Genomic DNA, 16,789 nt, shown 5'->3' on the forward strand with positions numbered 1-16,789 from the left:
CCGGCTACAGGTAGGCCAGCTTGCCGACGCGCACGGTCAGTACGCCCCGGTCCAGTTTCGCCTCGATCCGGCTGTAGTCGAACCCGAACGGCAAGGTGCTGCGGTAGGCGAACCGGTTCCGCGGGCGTAGTTTGCCGCTGATGCACAGGTCCTGATCGCGGATGACGACGAGCACGTCATCCCGCCGGGCGCCGGGCAGCGTCGCGGCGAACACGTAGTCCCGGTCGGTTTCCTCGACCTCGACGCGTGGTTTCCGGGCGCCTTCCATACCCCAGCCGTGGTCGAATATGGGGCGCATCCGGTCGGTGATGGCCTTGAGCGCGGCGAGCCGCTCGGGCGCGGTGGCGTGGTCGTCGTGCCGGGGCGGTTCCACCAGCAGCACTGGTACGGGTTCGCTCATCCTTCCTCCTCGCTCAGGTCGAGGTGTTCGGTGAGCCCGGTCAGCGTCAACGGCCTCGTGACGAACCGGTTGCGCCCGGTATGAATGCGCAGCGCGATCCCCCGGCTGCGGGCCAGCAGGTTCGCCCGCACGAGCACGGAGATCCCGGCGGCCGCGAGGAATTCCACAGTGGACAGATCAACGACCACGGTGCGCAGGTTGCCGCGGAGCCTGCTCATCAGCAGCTCCGACAGCCGTGGCGCGGTGGTGGCGTCGAGCTCGCCGTGCGCGGAGATCACGGCCGTGTCGAGGGTCGGTCTCGTCACGCGGAGCCGCAGATGCGGTACCGGCGCGGGTTCGGGCGGCGGCAATGACATGCCGAGGGCCGGGCCCGCCCAGGAGAACGGTTCTGTCGCGGTCATACAGCCTCCCTCGCACCGACGAGGCGGTGGGGCGAGGGGGATTCCCGCTTTTTGCGGACGCCGCTGTGGCCTCGTGGTGGGGCGATTGGTTGCCACGGCTACCGGCTGAACCGCTGAGAGCAGTGTAAACGAAATCACACCCGTAGCGGTAGCAATAGCAACCCGGTCATTTCCGGCAAGGCCCCGATCTGAAGCGGCCGTTTCGTTGAGCCACAACGGTTTTGTTCCATGAGCGGGCAGGATGGGGCTGTTTTTCACCGGCCCTCGTCCGGCTCGTTCTCGGCCAGCGCGGCCGCGATGAGGTCGACGGCGCTGCGGCCGGGATCGCGGGCGGCGCTGTTGTAGACGCCCTCGGTGGTGTCGATGCTGGTGTGCCCGACGTCGGCCTGGACGTGCACGAGCTGGGCGCCGGCTTCGACGGCGGTGGTGACGTAGAAGTGGCGGAGGGCGTGGGGGTGCAGGGCGTCGGCCACGTCGCGCAACGGCTCGCCGGCCGAGACGGCCAGCCGGCGCAGGAGCTGCCAGATCGCCTGCCGCTGGAAGCGGTGGCCGGCCCGGGTGACCAGCAGTGGCGTCGGCGCTGCGGTGGTTCCTCGGCGCGCGACGGCTGTGTCCTGGGTGAGGCGGAGGTAGTCGGCGAGGGCCCGGTCGGCGAGTTCGTGCAGGTAGACGATGCGGGTCTTGCCGCCCTTGCCGTGCACGCGCAGCGCGCGGCGGCCGCGGGTGACGTGCAGGTCGGCGCGGTCGAGGCCGCAGAGTTCGCTGACGCGCAGCCCGAGGGTGAGCAGCGTGACGACGGCGCGGGCGCGGGCGACGTCGGTCGGGCTGGCGCCGCGACGGGGCGTGCCTGCGGCCTCGCAGAGCCGCGCGACCTGGGCGGTGGTCAGGGTGATGGTGGTGCTGGTGCTGGCGGCGGATACCACGAGACCGAGCCGGCGGCGGTTGAGGGCGGCCGGGTTGGCGTCGATGAGGCCGGTGTCGGCGAGGTGGGTGTAGCAGGCTTTGACGGTGGCCAGCAGCCGGTCGCGGGTGGCGGTGGCCGCGCCGGCGTCGGCGAGGGCGTCGAGCCAGGTTTTGACGTGGTGGGAGCGTGCGGTCAGGGGGTTCTGGCCGTGGCTGGCGCACCACCGGAGCCAGTGCAGCTCGCGTAGCCGCCCCCGCGCGGCGGGCGGTGGCCGGTGTGTGGAGGGGGTGACGTGGGAGATCCCGAGAGCCGCGATGTACCGCGCGAGGGCGTCCACCCAGCCCGCCGGTGGATCTTCGAGTTTGAGCCACGCGCCGAGGTCGTTGGCGGTGACCGGGAGCCCCAGCCCTTCGGCGTACGTTCGCCGCGTCCCGCGGTTGCCGTAGCCGGACAGCCAGTCGGCGAGCGCCGTGAGCAGCACCGCGGGGTCCGGGACACCGGGCCACAGGTCGGGCTGCCCGACGGCATCGCCGGGCGGCTCACGGTGGCCGGCGGCGGGCTCACTTCGTCCCCCGATTCGGAGCCGGGGGACGGGAGTGGCGGGGCTGCGGCTGCCTCCGGAGGCGGTGGATGCGGCGGCAGCGGGCTCAGCCTGCCCGGTCGTGGCGAGCTCGGCGGATTCGATCGTGCGGCTGGCAGCGGCCGTCGGCTCAGCTGCCCCGATCGCGGCGGCAGCGGGCTCAGCCTGTCCAGTCGTGGCGGGCTCGATGGACTCGAGGGGCTCGGTGGATTTGGTCGCGTGCCCGGCGGATTTGGCGGCCCCGACCGCGGCGGGCTCGGCTACGCCGGCGGCCGTCGCCTCGGCTCCGTCGACGGGGACGGACTCGGCCACCGGGTCGGCGGCGGACTCAGAACTTCGATCGCCAGCCGAGCTACTTCCGTCGCCGGCGCAGCTACTCCCGGCACCGGCCCAACCACTTCCAGCGCCATCCCCACCACCGGAGTCGACCTCCCCAGTTTTCCGACCCCCCTCATACGAGCCAGCACTACCACGCTGAGTCACTACAGCCTCACCCTAAGTTGACCGGCTAATTCTCCTCCTATCTTAGCTACAAAAGATTATTTCTGTAGCTAACTTGCGATGCGTTGCGATATCTATAACCACTGGTTGGAGTTACACAACTTCTAACCTATGATCAACGACATGAAAAACGACGGCGGGCAGCGGGCGGAGACGGCGGGGCTGTGTGGGTTCCGGGGATGCCAGGCGCCATTGCCGCCGCCGGGGCCGCGTGGGGGGCGGCCGTTCGAGTTCTGCCCGGATCGGGAGTGGCCGGGCGGCCGGAGCTGTAAGCAGCTCGCGGCAGCCGATCAGGCGCTGCGAGACGCGATGGGGGAGTCGATCTCCACCGCCGAACTGCGCGCGACCGTGGACGAATTCCTCCGCGCGGCCGCCTCGTTGGGGCAGCCCCTCGACGCGGTGCGCGGAGCGCTCAAGACCGTGACGTCGCGCGTGGGCGACGAGGTCACCGACATCGCCGCACGCGCCGAAGAAGCCGAGGCGCGCGCCGCCGAGGCCGAGGGGCTCCGTCAGCGCGCCGAGGCCCGCGCCGAGGAGGCCGAGCACCAAGTCCGCGAGGCCCGCGAACACGCCGACGGCCAAATCCGCCAGGCGCATGAGGAGGCCGAACAGCAGATCCGCCAGGCAGCGGAGCAAGCAGAACACCAGATCGGCCTCGCCCGGGAGCAGGCCGAGCAGGACGTGCGGCAGGCCCGCGCCGAGGCCGCCGACCGGATACGCCAGGCCCACGACACCCGCGACCAGGAGATACGCCGCGCCCGCGAGGAAACCCTGGCCCGCGAGCTGGCGGAGGAACGGGCCGACCAGGCCGTGGCCGCGCAGAAGGAGGCCGAACTCGACCAGGCCCGCGCCGAAGCCGCCCGCGCCGCCGCCGAGGAACGAGCCGCGGACGCCGCGCAGGAAGCCCGCCACGAGCGACGCCGTGCGGACAGCCTGCAGGCCACGCTGTCCGAACGCGCCGAGCAGCTATCCGTCCGCACAGCCGAGCGCGACGCCGCCCGCGAAGCATTCGCCGCCGCCCGTACGCAAGCTGCCGAGGCCGAACAGCGTCTCGAAGCCCAGCTCGAGCGCGCCAAAGCCGATCACACCGCCCGCGTCCGCGACCTCGCCGACAAGCTCGCCCGATCCGAGCGGCGCGCCGAACAACGTGATCACCTGCGGCAGAAGCTCACCAACGTGCAGGCCATCGTCCTGGATCAGCGCGACGGCGACGATCTCCGGGCCGGGCTGCTGGCCGAACTGATGAGCCTGCCCGCGGCGACCGACGACGCGGGCTACCGGTAAGGACGCTGCCACCCCCGCGGACGGCACCCAGAGCATCCACAGCCAGGCCCTCGCATTGGTGGCCGCGCAGCCCGGCGACCGCAGCCTAAGCTCCGGTCACGGTCCCGATTCAGCAGACCTTCCCCGGCCACGAGGCGCGGCGCTCTGGCGAAACTGCAGCTGCACCTGAGCGAGCATCACGGGGACGCCACTCCGGGCTCCGCGGTCCGGATTCAGACCTCCGCCGGGGCGCGCGGTCGACACCGGATCAGCTCGGGGCGGGGAACATCCGCCGCGCGCGGTCGATCAGCACCCGCGCGGCGGGAGAGACCGGGCCTTCGGCGCGCCACGCGAACGCCAACCCGCCCCGCAGCGCCGGCCGCGTGATCTCCAGCGGGTGCAGGTCCGCCCGCGAGCGCGCCACCGAATCGGGCAGGATCGCCACCCCGAGCCCACGCGCGGCCAGTTGCGCCAGCATCGTCGGATCACTGGCCTCGAACGCGATCCGCGGCTCGAACCCTGCCTCCGCGCATGCCGCGTCGAGATGCGAGCGGATTCCCGTGCCACGCGGAAGGCAGATCAGCGCCCGCTCCCGCAGCGTGGCGAGCGTGACCGCGTCCCGCCCGGCCAGGCGATCGTCCCTGCTCACAGCGGCCGTGATCAGCTGCGAGGTGACCACGTGCAACCGCAGACCGTCCGGCGCCGTGGCCGACAGCGCGATGATCGCCGCGTCCAGGCGCCCGTCCCGCAGGGCGTCCACGAGCCGCGCGGTGTCCGCCTCGATCAGGGTGATCTCGACCTCGGGATGGTCGGCGTGGAAATCGGCCAGCAGGCCGGGCAGATCGACGTTGTGCGAGGTCACCATGCCCACCGCGACGCGCCCGCGCACGAGTCCGGTCAGCTCGTCCACCGCGAGGCGCACGCCGTCGACGGCGGCCAGGGCGGCGCGGGCATAGGGGAGCACCGCCGCGCCGACCGCGGTCAGGCGCACCGACCGGCCCGAGCGGTCCAGCAGATCCTGCCCGACCTCCCGCTCCAGCCGCCGGATCTGCGCGCTGACCCCGGGCTGCGCCACGTGCAGCTTCTCGGCAGCCCTGGTGAAATTGCCTTCCCCGGCCACGGTCACGAAGTACTCGAGCTGCCGCAGTTCCATAACCAATCATTCTAGCTGCGAGCAGAACCAGCTCTTGGACTTCTAGCTGAACATGGCACAGGCTGGAGACATGACAAAGGCAACCGAACCCGAAGACCTGGCCCGACTGTTCGTGGAACTCGCCAACGCCGGCGATGCGAAAGGGCTTTCCGAACTGTACGAACCCGACGCGGTGCTGGCCTTCCCACCGGGATCGCAGACCGTCGGCCGTGCCGCGATCCTCGCCGTGTTCGAGCAGATGCTCGCGCAGGCGCCACGATTCCAGGTCGAGGAGCCGATGCCGACCATCCGCCATGGCGACCTCGCGCTCACCTCGACCGTCCCGTCCGACAACACCGGCGGCCGCGTCCAGGTCGCGCGGCGTCAACCCGACGGCACCTGGCTGCGCATCATCGACCGCCCCGAGATCCGGAGCTGAGCACGGCTGCTAAGGTGGCGACGCCACGATCGAAGTATGGCGGCATGTCTAGAAAACCGGGCAATCTCGTCCTCTTCCTCACCTGTGCCGGCCAGTTCATGGTCATCCTCGACGTCTCGGTCGTGAACGTCGCACTTCCGTCGATCCGGGCGAGTCTCGGCTTCAGCGCGCCGGGGCTGCAGTGGGTGGTCAACGCCTACGCCCTCGCGTTCGGCGGGTTCCTGCTGCTCGGCGGCCGCATCGCCGACCTCTACGGCCGCAAGCGGATCTTCCTGCTGGGGCTCGGGGTGTTCTCCGCCGCGAGCCTCGCCGGGGGACTGGCCGGCACCGCCGGACTGCTCATCGCGGCCCGCGCGGTGCAAGGACTGGGTGCGGCGGTGCTGGCCCCGGCGACCCTCACCATCGTCAGCACCACCTTTACCGATCCCGACGACCGTGCCCGGGCACTGAGCATCTGGACGGCCGTCGGCGCGGCGGGCGGGGCGGCGGGAGCACTTGTCGGCGGCGTGCTCACCCAGTACCTGTCGTGGCGCTCGATCCTGCTCGTCAACGTCCCGATCGGCGCGGTCGCGATCGCGCTCGCCGCACCGGTGCTCACCGAGAGCCGCCCGATCGCGGAACGACGGCGGCTCGACGTGCCGGGCGCGGTCCTGGTCACCGTCGGCGGAACGGCACTGGTCTATGGGATCGAGCATCCGTGGCCGTGGCTGGTGATCGGGCTCGCCCTGCTGGCCCTGTTCCTGGTCGTCGAAGCGCGGTCGCCGGCACCGCTGATGCCGCTGCGGTTGTTCCGGGTGCGCGGCATCTCCGCCGGAACGTTCGCGATGCTGCTGATGGGTGCCGCATTCATCACCATGTGGTACTTCCTGTCGCTGTACATGCAGAACACGCTGCACTACAACGCGCTGGAAACCGGGGCTGGCTTCCTCCCGCACACGCTCGCGATCATCGTGGGCTCGCGGTCGGCACCGTGGCTGCGCCGCCGACTCGGCACTCGCACGCTCGTCGTGGCGGGTGCGGTCATCGGTGCCGCGGGCTTCGTGTGGCAGGGACTCACCCCTCCCGGTGGCTACCTGGCCACCGTCTTCGGTCCGGCGATCCTGATGTGCGGCGGACTCGGGCTGCTCATGACTCCGGTTACCGCGACGGTCACGTCCTCAGCGGCCAGCGACGACGCCGGCCTGGCGTCGGGACTGCTCAACGCGGCGCGCCAGGTCGGTGGCGCCGTCGGGCTCGCCGCGCTGGCGGCCGCCGCCCCGCAGTCGGCTTTCCTTGCCAGCGCCGCGGTTCTGGGCGCGCTCGTCGTCGTGGCGTTCGCGCTGTGAGGCCGGCTTTTCCGTAGGCTGCCGCGATATGAGGCGAAAACTGCGCAAGGCCGACCATCGGATCCTCCGCAAGGCCGCCACGCACGAATCGCCGCTGGTCACGCGGGTGCTGCCCGCCCTGGGGCACAGCGCGAACTACGCGGGACTGTGGTGGGGCATCGCGGGCCTGCTCGCCGCGTCGGGCGAACGCCGGGCGCGGCGCGCGGCGCTGCGGGGCATGATCGCAGTCGGCGTCGCCAGCTTCGGCGCCAACGTCGTCAGCAAGAAGGCGGTGCGCCGCCCGCGCCCGCCGGCGCACCTGATGCCGGTCGTGCCGCGTCATCGCCGCATGCCGGTCACGACGTCCTTCCCGTCCGGGCACTCCGCCTCGGCGGCGGCCTTCGCGACGGGGGTGGGGCTCGAATGGCCCGCACTGGCGGCGCCGATCGGGCTGCTCGCCGCCGGGGTGGCCGCCTCACGTGTCGCGGCCGGCGTGCACTATCCCTCCGACGTGGTCGCCGGTGCCGCGCTCGGGCTGGGCGCCGGCGTGCTGACCACGTGGTGGTGGCCGACCACGTTGCCCGGGCCCGCCGCCGCAGGAGCCGCCGACGCCGTCGCCTCGCCTACCGGGGAGGGCGTGGTGATCGTGGTCAACTCGGGTGCCGGAAGCGCGGGGGAGGACGTGCGGCAGGTGCTGGCCGAGCGGCTGCCCGACGCCGAGATCGTCCGCCCGCCCGACGAAACGGATCTCGCGAAGGTCCTGGCCGAAGCCGCGCGCCGGGCGCGGGTGCTCGGCGCGGCCGGGGGAGACGGCACGATCAACGTCGCGGCCAAGACCGCGATCGAGTACGGGCTGCCGTTGCTGGCGATTCCGGCGGGCACGCTCAACCACTTCGCCCGGGACCTGGGAGTCGAAACCGCCGAAGAGGCCGTGGACGCGCTGCGGGCGGGGACCGCGGTCGCCGTGGACGTGGGCTGCGCGGGCGAGCAGGTGTTCGTGAACACGTGCAGCACCGGTCTGTACACCGACCTCGTGCGCTACCGGGAGAAGTGGGAGCGGCGGGTGGGGAAGTGGCCCGCCATGGTCATCGGTCTCGTGCACCTGCTGCGGCGCGCGCAGCCGCAGCACCTCGTCATCGACGGCCGCCACCGTCGCGTGTGGATGGTGTTCGCGGGCAACGGCGGTTATCTGCCAACGGGTTTCGCCCCGGCGAACCGGCCCCGGCTGGACGACGGTCGGCTGGACGTGCGGATCATCGACGCCGAGCGGCCGTTCTGCCGCACCCGGGTGGTGCTGGCGATGGTCACCGGGACACTGCGCTGGTGCAGCCCGTACGAGAACACGTTCGCCTCGACAGTGGAGATCAGTGCACCGGAAGGCGACCTCCGGCTGACCGTGGACGGCGAGTTCGCGCGCGTGGCACCGGAGGTGACGGTGTGCAAACTGCCGCGCGCGCTGACGGTGTACCGGCCGGGCTGACCGAGCGTCGTGCTCTACCCGACGACCGCATCACCTCGGCGATCTCGCAGGCTGCCGCATCGGGGATCGCAGTGGCGGCTTCCTCGAGGACGAGCAGCCGTGCCCCAGGGATCTCGCGCGCGATGGCCTCGCCGTTGCCGACCGGGAAGAACGGGTCCCGGCGGCCGCGGATGACGAGTGTCGGGGCCTTGATCTCGGGCAGCCGTTTCGTCCGCAACAACTTGCGTGTGGAGAAGCTGACCAACCTTCCGTATCCCTCCGCACTGGTACCGCTCTGCGTCTTCTTCGCGCATAAGAACGGAAAAACCAGAAACGTAACGGATGCGCAGCGCAACGTTCTGATGAGGTGGCTGTGGCGCTCATTCTTTTCGCGTCGGTTCAGTGCAGGCGTCCTCCGAAATCTGAAACGGGACATCGAGGAAGCGCTTAAGCTGCGCGAAGGCAAACCCTCCGCGCTTGCGGACGTTTCTGTCAACCTGGAGGGCGACTTCTTCCTTGAGAAGAAATTCTCCGTGTCCGCTGTCGACACCAAGACTTTCGTGCTCCTGCTAGTGAACGCGGCGCCTTTGAGCTTTGTGTCAGGGGAGCAAGTCTCGCTGTCGGACGTGCTCTCGGCCTTCAACCGGTCCGAGTTCCACCATCTGATGCCGCAAGCATTCTTGGCGAAACGCGAGATCGACGGCGGGGCCGCGAGCGTCCTCGCAAATTTCGCCATGATCTCCGCCGGAGACAACAAGATCTTGGGCGGCGTGGCTCCGAGTATCTACCGGGCCAAGATGCCCGAGTCAGAGGTTGACCGCATCCTCGAGCACGCGATATGCCCGTCCAGTCTGTTTCATGATGACTTCTCATCGTTCATCCGGAGCAGGGCCGAGCTGCTGGTGGCGTCCGCCAACAGGTTGATGACGGATTGACGTTACTTAACATAATGTACATTATCGGCACTCGGGGGAGGCTGTCAGCAGGAGAGGGGCGGGCCTCGATCGCACGCGCGCGGCAGCCGGTGGTCATCCGATCAGCGTGCGCCGGACACGTCGGATTCGGATGCGGCCAGCGCTGTGACGGACAACGACTCCCGGCTGTTCAGGCGCTCGACCTCTGATCCGGTGACGAGCTTGTAGTCGTCGGCGATTGCTTCGAGCTCCTGGCGCGTCATGACGTCGAGAATGTCCTTGAATCCCTCGGGTGCGCGCGCCTCCACGAGGTCCTGACAGCGGTGCGGGCCCGCCTTCCGGTTCGACCGGACGACCGCGGCCGTTGCCGGCCGGCGTTGGCTGTCGTAGGCGGAGACACCGGCTTCAATCGTCTGCCGCAGCGCGAGTTCGCGGGCGAGAACGCGCGCGTCGAGGATCGCTTGGGATGCGCCGTTGCCGCCGACCGGATGCATCGGATGGGCGGCATCGCCCAGCAGGGTCACGCGTCCGAAGTCCCAGGATGGAAGTGGGTCCTTGTCCACCATGGGATACTGGTAGATCGCCTCGGCATCACGAATGAGTCGGACGACGTCCAGAAAGTCGAACGTGAAGTCAGCGAAGGTCTTGAGGACTTCTTCTCGCTGCGCGACATATGTCCAGTCCTGCGGCGGCATCTCCGATGCCGACACCTTGCAGGTCGCGACCCAGTTGATCACTGACGAGCTTCGCTCATCCTGGGACCGAGAGATCGGATAGACCACAGTGCGCCGTTTGCTCGAACCGATGTTCACCATCGAGCGCCCGGAAAGAAACGGCCTCCCCTGGCTCACGCCTCTCCACATGATCACGCCGCTCCAGCGAAGAGGATCGCCCTCCGGGTAGAGCGCGTTTCGAACGCTGGAGTGAATACCGTCGCAGCCCACCAGAAGGTCGGACTCGGCGCGCGCGACGACTCGCTCGGCATCCCGCCCGACGAATTCGGCCCAGACACCGCCGTCCTCCCGGTAGCCGAAACGGGAGAAATGGTGGTTCGTGTGGATTCGGTCCGGGCCAAGGCGCTTGAGTACAGCTCGGTGCAGAACGCCAAGCAGTTCGCCTCGATGAATCGAAAGCTGTGGCCAGCGATAACCGGCCGCGATCCCCAGTGGCTCGTGCCAAATCCGCTGCCCGAGCCTCGAATAGTAGGTGAAGTCCGCGGTCGCCACGCCGATCTGGGAGAGTTCGTCCTGAAGTCCGAGCTCCGTGAGTTCCCTGACCGCGTGGGGCAGGACGTTGATTCCCACACCCAGTTCGCGAACAACCGGCGCCGACTCGTAGATGTCGATGTCCTCGAGGCCGGCCGCGCACAGCGACAGGCCCAGGCTCAGGCCACCAATGCCGCCCCCGACGATCACGACCTTCATGGTGCGTCCCTTCGTGCGGCGAGCAGACACCTCGCATCGAGGTCGCCCCGATCAAGGAACGCGTTACTTCTCCCGCGCTGCTGTTCCCGAGCGTCGGGCGCGTTCAGCGGAGCCGTTCCAGGTCCTGCGCCGTGGCGGCCAGCTCCTGTGCCATCCTCCGCAACTCCGCCGTCTCCGCGCCGTCGTCGGCGGCTGTCACGACGTCCTCGGCGGCACAGCGAAGCTGGAACAACCTGTCCTGCAGCGCGGTGAGCTCGGCGTCGGACAGCACCACGGCGTCCTCGGGCAGGCCGCTGCGCTGCACGGCGGCACGGCGCTCGTAGGCACGCTGACGGCACGACTGCCCGCAGTACCGTCGCCTCCTCCCCTTGGCGACGGCCTGTTCAAGACGTCGCCCGCACCAGCCGCAGTGCTGCGGCGCGACGTTCCGCGGTATCCCCTCCAAAACGTCACGTGACGCTTTCAGTGTCTCGACCGCTTCGCTCACGGGCACGACCCTAACCGGCAACCGCGCGCTCATGACGTGGCCACGCCGATACCGCACACTGGTCGGGTGCAGACCGCGCAAAGCAACCACCCGTACCTCGCCGGCGCCTTCCCCCGGGCGTTCGTCCACCGCGGGTGGCATCTGGACGCCCTCGAGGGCATGGAGAACTCCCTGTCAGCCTTCCGCCGCGCCGTCGCCGAGGGGTTCCAGTACCTCGAAACCGACGTGCACGCCACCTCCGACGGCGTCGTCGTCGTGCACCACGACGCCGCTCTCGATCGCACCACCGATGCGCACGGTCCAATCGCGACACAGACGTGGTCGGCGGTGCGGCGGGCGAAGGTCAGCGGGCGTGAACCCGTCGCACGGCTGGAGGACCTGCTCGAGGAACTGCCCGAGGCGCGGTTCAACATCGACGTCAAGTCCGATCGGGCCGTCGCACCCTTTCTGCGCACGATCGAACGCATGGGCGCCTACGAGCGCGTCGCGGCGGCCGCGTTCTCCGACGCGCGCCTGGCCAGGATCCGCAAGCTCGCCGGACCCAAGCTGATCACCTCGATGGGACCTCGATCGGCCGCCGTGCTGTGGGCCAACGGCTGGGCACCCTGGCTGCGGCTGGGCTTCCTGTGCCGCGGCGCCATGGCGCAGGTACCGGTCAAACAGGGCGGGCTGACCGTGGTCGATCGCTCGTTCCTGCGCACCGCCGCGCGCGCCGGCGTCGAGGTGCACACCTGGACCATCGACGATCAGGACCAGATGCGCACCCTGCTCGACCTCGGCGTGCACGGCGTCGTCACCGACCGCCCGGACCTGCTTCGCGAAGTGCTCATCGAGCGCGGCGCCTGGGCCGCCTAGCGCGGAGCGGTCCCCTGCCACGCGGCCTTCCACGTCTTGGGGCCGAGCCGTCCGGAGTCGTTGATCCCGTTGGCGCGCTGCAGATCGAGCACCGCCTGCTGGGTCTTGCCGTAGTAGCAGCCGGTTCCCTCGAAGCCGTAGCCGTAGGCGTTCATCCGCAGCTGCCAGGTCCGCAGCGCGGGCGCGCAATCGCCGTAGGCGTAGACGACGCCGGGCCACGGTGCCATGACCGGTGGTGGTGCGGGTGCCGGAGCGGGTGCGGGCGCGGAGCCACCGCCGATGTAGGCCGATTCGGCGTAGCTGGGGGCGCGCTTGCTGCGCGCGTCCCCGTCGTCGCGCAGGCCGAGCATGCCGCCGCACTCCCAGGGCTGCCAGCCACGCATGCGGTAGAGGTAGAGGGCGCGGAAGTCCTGTTCCGCCGGGCTGGCCTGGTCCGGCCTGCCCTGGCCGCCGACGCTGCGCCACGTGGGCAGGTCGAACTGGTATGCGCCGTAGTAACCGGTGCCGGTGTTGACGGTGTAGCGGTTGCTGGATTCACACATCCGCAGCTTGAGCCAGGTCGTCGCACTGGGGTCCGCCGAGGCGGTCGTGCTCGTGATCACCTGGGCTCCCAACGCGACGGCCGCGACCAGCACGAGTCTGACGGCGGCTCTGGCCACGGGTCTTAGCCGGTTGTGGATCATGCGAGCACAGTAAGGATGTGACCCATCAACCACAAGAGTCACATCAAACTCAACAGAATCACATGGATCATGCTTCACTCCTGGAAACGACACGCCGATTGCCCGAAAAACTGCCGGTAGGCCCACCGGCCCGCTCCCCCGGCGGCACTCCCCAGTCATCGGCACGTCCGAAGTCGATCTCCTGCCAATTCACCCGATCAAGGGAGAGCTAGGCTCGGGCGTCGTGACCTCGCTTTCCGCCGACAGTCCCGATCCGGGCGATGCCCTGTCCTCCGTTCCCGCCGCACGCCGCGCCCCGGTCCGCGGGATGCTCCGTTTCCGCTACGGCCCGATGGACTGCGGGAAGTCGACGCTGGCTCTGCAGATCAACCACAACCACGCCAGACAGGGCCGCCGCGGCCTGCTGCTGGTCCGGCACGACCGTTCCGGCGCGCCGCGGATCACGAGCCGGATCGGCATCGCGCGCCAGGCGGTGGAGGTCGGCGCCGAGGCCGATCTCCGGCAGCTGATCCGTGAGTACTGGGTGGCCGGCGAGCAGGTGGACTACCTGATCGTCGACGAGGCACAGTTCCTGTCCCCGCAGCAGGCCGAGCAACTCGCGGAACTGGCCGACGAGGTCGGGATCGACGTGTACTGCTTCGGCATCGCCACCGACTTCCGCGGCGAGCTGTTTCCCGGGGCGCGGCGGCTGTTCGAACTCGCCGACGAGCTGCAGCCGGTTCAGGTCGAGGTGCTGTGCTGGTGCGGGGCCCCGGGCCGGTTCAACGCCCGCGTGCTCGACGGCGAGGTCCTCCGCGAGGGGGATACGGTCGTTGTGGCGGACACCTCTCCCAGCGTTGTTGAAGATGCAACCTCGTTACAGCCGGATCCCGAAATCACTACTTTGCGTTATCAAGTATTGTGCCGCCGCCATTTCCGGCTCGGCGATCTTGGGCCGGTGGCCGTACCCCACGGCCAACTACGTCTCGGTTGAACGTCGTTAGCGGGGCGAAATACCGTCATCCGATAGCCCGACTGGGGGATTATCCCAAGAAGAAGGGCAAAACGGCGTCACTAAGAGACGTTTGCCGTGTCCCTGTGGTGGAAGCTGTTGCCCGAGGGGTGAGTGCGCTCATCGTGAGCGACGACATGTTCGTCCGGGAATCACCGGGCACCGACCGTCGTTGCATAGGGTGAGCATCACCCTGGCTCTCAACCCCAGAGCCGACTGAAAGGACGTCATCATGGCCGACCGTGTACTCCGTGGAAGCCGGCTGGGAGCGGTCAGCTACGAGACCGACCGAAACCACGACCTCGCGCCGCGCCGTACGGTGCGATACGCGTGCCCCAAGAACCACGAGTTCGAGGTGCCGTTCTCCGACGACGCCGAGATCCCCGCGGTGTGGGAGTGCCGGCTGCACGGCAGCGAGTCCGAGATCGTGGATGGCGCCCAGCCCGAGCAGAAGAAGGTCAAGCCACCGCGCACGCACTGGGACATGCTGCTGGAGCGGCGTTCCATCCCAGAGCTGGAAGACCTGCTGAACGAGCGTCTCGCCGAGCTGAAGGGCCGGCGAACGACCCGGTCGGCGTAGCTGACGCTTTCCCGCCACGAAACAGTAGGCCCCCGCGTCCTCCCGCCGCGGGGGCCTTCTGCTGTCTGCGGTTACCTGCCGCGCCGCAGCACCAGGTTCCGCACCTGCTGGAGCCGGTGCTTGGTGCCCCAGATGCCGACGCGCAGCATCGCCTCGCGGATGACCGCGCCGCTCATCTTCGACTCACCCAGCTCGCGTTCGGTAAAGGTGATCGGCACCTGGACGACCTCGAACCCGGACTGCAGCGTGCGCCAGGCGAGGTCGATCTGGAAGCAGTAACCGCGCGAGGCGATCTCGTCCAGCGGCAGCTTCTCCAGCACCTCACGGCGGTAGGCGCGGAACCCGGCGGTGTACTCGTTGATCTTCCAGCCCAGCGCCAGCCGCGAGTAGATGTTGGCCACGCGCGAGAGGATCTCGCGGCGCAGCGGCCAGTTCACGACGCTGCCGCCCGGTACGTAGCGGGAGCCGAGCACCAGGTCGGCGTCGGTGAGCGCCTCGAGCATGCGTGGCAGGTCCTCCGGCGCGTGCGAGCCGTCCGCGTCCATCTCGACGATCGTCGCGTAGTCACGCTCCAGGCCCCACCGGAAACCCGCGACGTAGGCCGCGCCGAGGCCGGCCTTCTCGGTGCGGTGCATGACCTGGATCCGCTTGTCGTCGGCCGCGAGCTTGTCCGCGAGCTCTCCGGTGCCGTCGGGGCTGCCGTCGTCGACCACGAGCGCGTGGACGTTCGGCAGCGCCTCGTGCAGTCTGCGCAGGATGGGCGCGAGGTTCTCGCGTTCGTTGTAGGTCGGGATCACCACCAGGACCGGCTCAATCGGTCGTGCTGCCCGCGGCGCCTGCGCCATCCGTTCCTCCCTCGGCGGGAGTCCTCATCCCGCCACGGTCTCTGCCTCGTATTTGGCGCTCGTGCGCCGGGTGCGCCCTATCCGCACGTACCCGATCAGCACCGCGACGAGCGCCGCCCCGACCAGGCCGTACTCGGTCCACGCACCGAGTCGATCCGACAGCGTAGTCGTCTGCCGTAACGGCACGCGCCCGACCAGGGATGCGGCGGTGTATTGGCTGGTCGACTGCATGATCGTGCCGTCGGGCGCCACGAGCGCGCTCACCCCGCTGGTGGCCGACACGACCACGGCGCGGCTGTGCTCGACCGCGCGGAACCGGGCCATGGCCAGCTGCTGGTAGGTCATCTCGCCGTGGCCGAACCAGGCGTTGTTGGTCGGCAGCACGATCAGCTGGGCGCCGTCGTCGATGCCTTCGCGGCTGACGTAGTCGTAGGCGATCTCGTAGCAGATCGGCGTGGTCACCCGGGTGCCGGCGACGTCGAGCACGGCGGGTGAGTTGCCGGGCCGCATGTCGTAGGTGTCGCTGACGAACGGGGTGAACCAGGTGGCGATCGCGCGGGCCGGGATGAACTCGCCGAAGGGCACCAGCTGCTGTTTCGCGTACCGCTGCCCCGGGCCGGTCTTCGGGTCCCACACCGTCTCGGTGTTCTGCGGGTGGCTGTCCGCGCCACTCCACCTCAGCGCGCCGATGAGGGCGGGCACGCCGATCTGGGCGACCGCCTGGCCGATCCTGGGGTCGCCGCCGTCGGTCAGCTCCATGGCGCTTTCCGGCCAGACCACCAGATCGGGTTTCGGCACGGCGCCGGTGCGGATCTGCTCGGCGAGGCGGGCATTCTGGGCGAGGTGATTGGCCGCGATCTCCGCCGACTGCTGCATCAGCCTGATCCCGATGTCGGGCGCGTTGCCCTGGACGGTGCCGACGGTCAGGCTGCCGGTCTGGGCGGAGGTGCCGATCGTCGGCCACAGCGCCAGCCCCGCGACGACCGGCACGACGATCGCGGCGGCGGGGGCGATCAGCGGCCGCCAGGCCCGCTGCCGCAGCCGGACCAGCAGCGCGGTGAGCGAGAACCCGGTGAGCACGACCACGAAGCCCACCAGCGGGGCGCCGCCGATGGAGGCCAGCGGCACGAACGCGCCGTCGGGCTGGCTGAACGCGACGCGGCCCCACGGAAAGCCGCCGAGCGGGAACCAGGAGCGCGGCGTCTCGGTCGCCATGATCACCAGCGCCATCCAGACCGGCGCGCCGCGCAGCCGCGCCACGACGGTGCACAGCGCCCCGCCGATGCCGAGGTACAGGGCGAGCGCCGCGGACAACGCGAGCCAGGGCGCCGGGCCGAAATCCCGGCCGAGAAAGTCCTGGACCCAGAACAGCAACGGCACGTACATGCCGAGTCCGAAGACGAACCCGTAACCGAGACCGCCCCAGAAGCGGCGTCCCCGCAACACGAAACCGAAGCCGGCGAACCCGAGCGGCGCGAGCCACCACAGTGGACGCGGCGCGAAGCTCAGGTAGAACACGCCGCCCGACGCGGCGGCCGCCACCAGGCGCAGCAGCCACGGCCGCCACGCTCGCACGCGCTTCGGGGTTTTCCTCGCCTGGGTCTCCGGGGCGGTTATGGCCACCGCT

The 16,789-nt window shown here is 69.7% G+C and carries 18 protein-coding genes; 9 read left to right on the forward strand and 9 right to left on the reverse strand.

Annotation, left to right across the window (positions count from 1 at the left end):
- Positions 1-4: 4 nt before the first annotated feature.
- From HFP15_RS04580 to HFP15_RS43790, 3 genes are all read right to left on the reverse strand, one after another.
- Positions 5-400, reverse strand: a complete 396-nt coding sequence (locus HFP15_RS04580; protein WP_168511760.1) for an Hsp20/alpha crystallin family protein — start codon at positions 398-400, stop codon at positions 5-7.
- A complete protein-coding gene (locus HFP15_RS04585; RefSeq protein WP_168511762.1) occupies positions 397-801 on the reverse strand; it encodes an STAS domain-containing protein in 405 nt (134 codons plus the stop codon). Before HFP15_RS04585 ends, HFP15_RS04580 begins: the two co-directional genes overlap by 4 nt.
- A gap of 254 nt (positions 802-1,055) precedes the next feature.
- A complete protein-coding gene (locus HFP15_RS43790) occupies positions 1,056-2,597 on the reverse strand; it encodes a tyrosine-type recombinase/integrase (protein ID WP_312871459.1) in 1,542 nt (513 codons plus the stop codon).
- Between the two features lie 312 nt (positions 2,598-2,909).
- Here HFP15_RS43790 and HFP15_RS04595 point away from each other — a divergent pair, with 312 nt between their 5' ends.
- Both HFP15_RS04595 and HFP15_RS44115 read left to right on the forward strand, forming a co-directional pair.
- The gene (locus HFP15_RS04595) at positions 2,910-4,070 is read left to right on the forward strand and encodes a coiled-coil domain-containing protein (protein WP_168511764.1); all 1,161 of its coding nucleotides are present in this window, start codon (positions 2,910-2,912) and stop codon (positions 4,068-4,070) included.
- Positions 4,071-4,124: 54 nt separating this feature from the next.
- Positions 4,125-4,436 (forward strand): glyoxalase superfamily protein, encoded by a 312-nt coding sequence (locus HFP15_RS44115; protein WP_376768852.1) that lies wholly within the window; start codon positions 4,125-4,127, stop codon positions 4,434-4,436.
- On the opposite strand, the gene HFP15_RS04600 is transcribed toward HFP15_RS44115, so the two are convergent.
- Entirely contained in the window at positions 4,318-5,202 is an 885-nt protein-coding gene (locus HFP15_RS04600) for a LysR family transcriptional regulator (RefSeq protein ID WP_168511766.1), read from the reverse strand. The genes HFP15_RS44115 and HFP15_RS04600 overlap by 119 nt on opposite strands.
- A gap of 70 nt (positions 5,203-5,272) precedes the next feature.
- On the opposite strand from HFP15_RS04600, the gene HFP15_RS04605 reads away from it, so the two are divergent.
- From HFP15_RS04605 to HFP15_RS04625, 4 genes are read left to right on the forward strand one after another with little or no spacing between them, the layout of a single operon-like run.
- Positions 5,273-5,620 carry a YybH family protein gene (locus HFP15_RS04605; protein WP_210716716.1) on the forward strand — a complete coding sequence of 116 codons (348 nt, stop codon included), beginning with the start codon at positions 5,273-5,275 and terminating at the stop codon, positions 5,618-5,620.
- Positions 5,621-5,664: 44 nt separating this feature from the next.
- Positions 5,665-6,945, forward strand: a complete 1,281-nt coding sequence (locus tag HFP15_RS04610; protein WP_168511770.1) for an MFS transporter — start codon at positions 5,665-5,667, stop codon at positions 6,943-6,945.
- Between the two features lie 28 nt (positions 6,946-6,973).
- Complete coding sequence (locus HFP15_RS04615; protein WP_168511771.1) at positions 6,974-8,404, forward strand: bifunctional phosphatase PAP2/diacylglycerol kinase family protein; 1,431 nt, start codon at positions 6,974-6,976, stop codon at positions 8,402-8,404.
- On the forward strand, positions 8,362-9,318 hold the full coding sequence (locus tag HFP15_RS04625; protein WP_210716717.1) for a hypothetical protein: 957 nt from the start codon (positions 8,362-8,364) through the stop codon (positions 9,316-9,318). Before HFP15_RS04615 ends, HFP15_RS04625 begins: the two co-directional genes overlap by 43 nt.
- 101 nt (positions 9,319-9,419) lie before the next feature.
- Here HFP15_RS04625 and HFP15_RS04630 read toward each other — a convergent pair whose 3' ends face one another.
- A complete protein-coding gene (locus HFP15_RS04630; protein WP_168511776.1) occupies positions 9,420-10,721 on the reverse strand; it encodes a flavin-dependent oxidoreductase in 1,302 nt (433 codons plus the stop codon).
- Between the two features lie 103 nt (positions 10,722-10,824).
- On the reverse strand, positions 10,825-11,208 hold the full coding sequence (locus tag HFP15_RS04635) for a hypothetical protein (RefSeq protein ID WP_376768847.1): 384 nt from the start codon (positions 11,206-11,208) through the stop codon (positions 10,825-10,827).
- A 66-nt stretch (positions 11,209-11,274) separates the two neighbouring features.
- On the opposite strand from HFP15_RS04635, the gene HFP15_RS04640 reads away from it, so the two are divergent.
- Positions 11,275-12,063 carry a glycerophosphodiester phosphodiesterase family protein gene (locus tag HFP15_RS04640; RefSeq protein WP_312871460.1) on the forward strand — a complete coding sequence of 263 codons (789 nt, stop codon included), beginning with the start codon at positions 11,275-11,277 and terminating at the stop codon, positions 12,061-12,063.
- Here HFP15_RS04640 and HFP15_RS04645 read toward each other — a convergent pair.
- On the reverse strand, positions 12,060-12,746 hold the full coding sequence (locus tag HFP15_RS04645; protein ID WP_168511778.1) for a transglycosylase family protein: 687 nt from the start codon (positions 12,744-12,746) through the stop codon (positions 12,060-12,062). The two genes, HFP15_RS04640 and HFP15_RS04645, sit on opposite strands and share 4 nt — an antisense overlap.
- Before the next feature lie 223 nt (positions 12,747-12,969).
- Here HFP15_RS04645 and HFP15_RS04650 point away from each other — a divergent pair, with 223 nt between their 5' ends.
- Entirely contained in the window at positions 12,970-13,719 is a 750-nt protein-coding gene (locus HFP15_RS04650) for a thymidine kinase (protein WP_312871461.1), read from the forward strand.
- Positions 13,720-13,969: 250 nt separating this feature from the next.
- Positions 13,970-14,317 carry an RNA polymerase-binding protein RbpA gene (locus HFP15_RS04655; RefSeq protein ID WP_168511780.1) on the forward strand — a complete coding sequence of 116 codons (348 nt, stop codon included), beginning with the start codon at positions 13,970-13,972 and terminating at the stop codon, positions 14,315-14,317.
- A 71-nt stretch (positions 14,318-14,388) separates the two neighbouring features.
- Here the strand turns inward: HFP15_RS04655 and HFP15_RS04660 are convergent, their stop codons facing one another.
- Together HFP15_RS04660 and lnt are read right to left on the reverse strand one after the other, a co-directional pair.
- Positions 14,389-15,162, reverse strand: coding sequence for a polyprenol monophosphomannose synthase (locus tag HFP15_RS04660; protein WP_168511782.1), 774 nt, complete (start codon positions 15,160-15,162; stop codon positions 14,389-14,391).
- Between the two features lie 24 nt (positions 15,163-15,186).
- Complete coding sequence (gene lnt / locus HFP15_RS04665; RefSeq protein WP_376768848.1) at positions 15,187-16,785, reverse strand: apolipoprotein N-acyltransferase; 1,599 nt, start codon at positions 16,783-16,785, stop codon at positions 15,187-15,189.
- Positions 16,786-16,789: the final 4 nt, after the last annotated feature.

This window comes from Amycolatopsis acididurans (assembly GCF_012328925.1).
In the GTDB taxonomy this organism is placed as follows: domain Bacteria; phylum Actinomycetota; class Actinomycetes; order Mycobacteriales; family Pseudonocardiaceae; genus Amycolatopsis_E; species Amycolatopsis_E acididurans.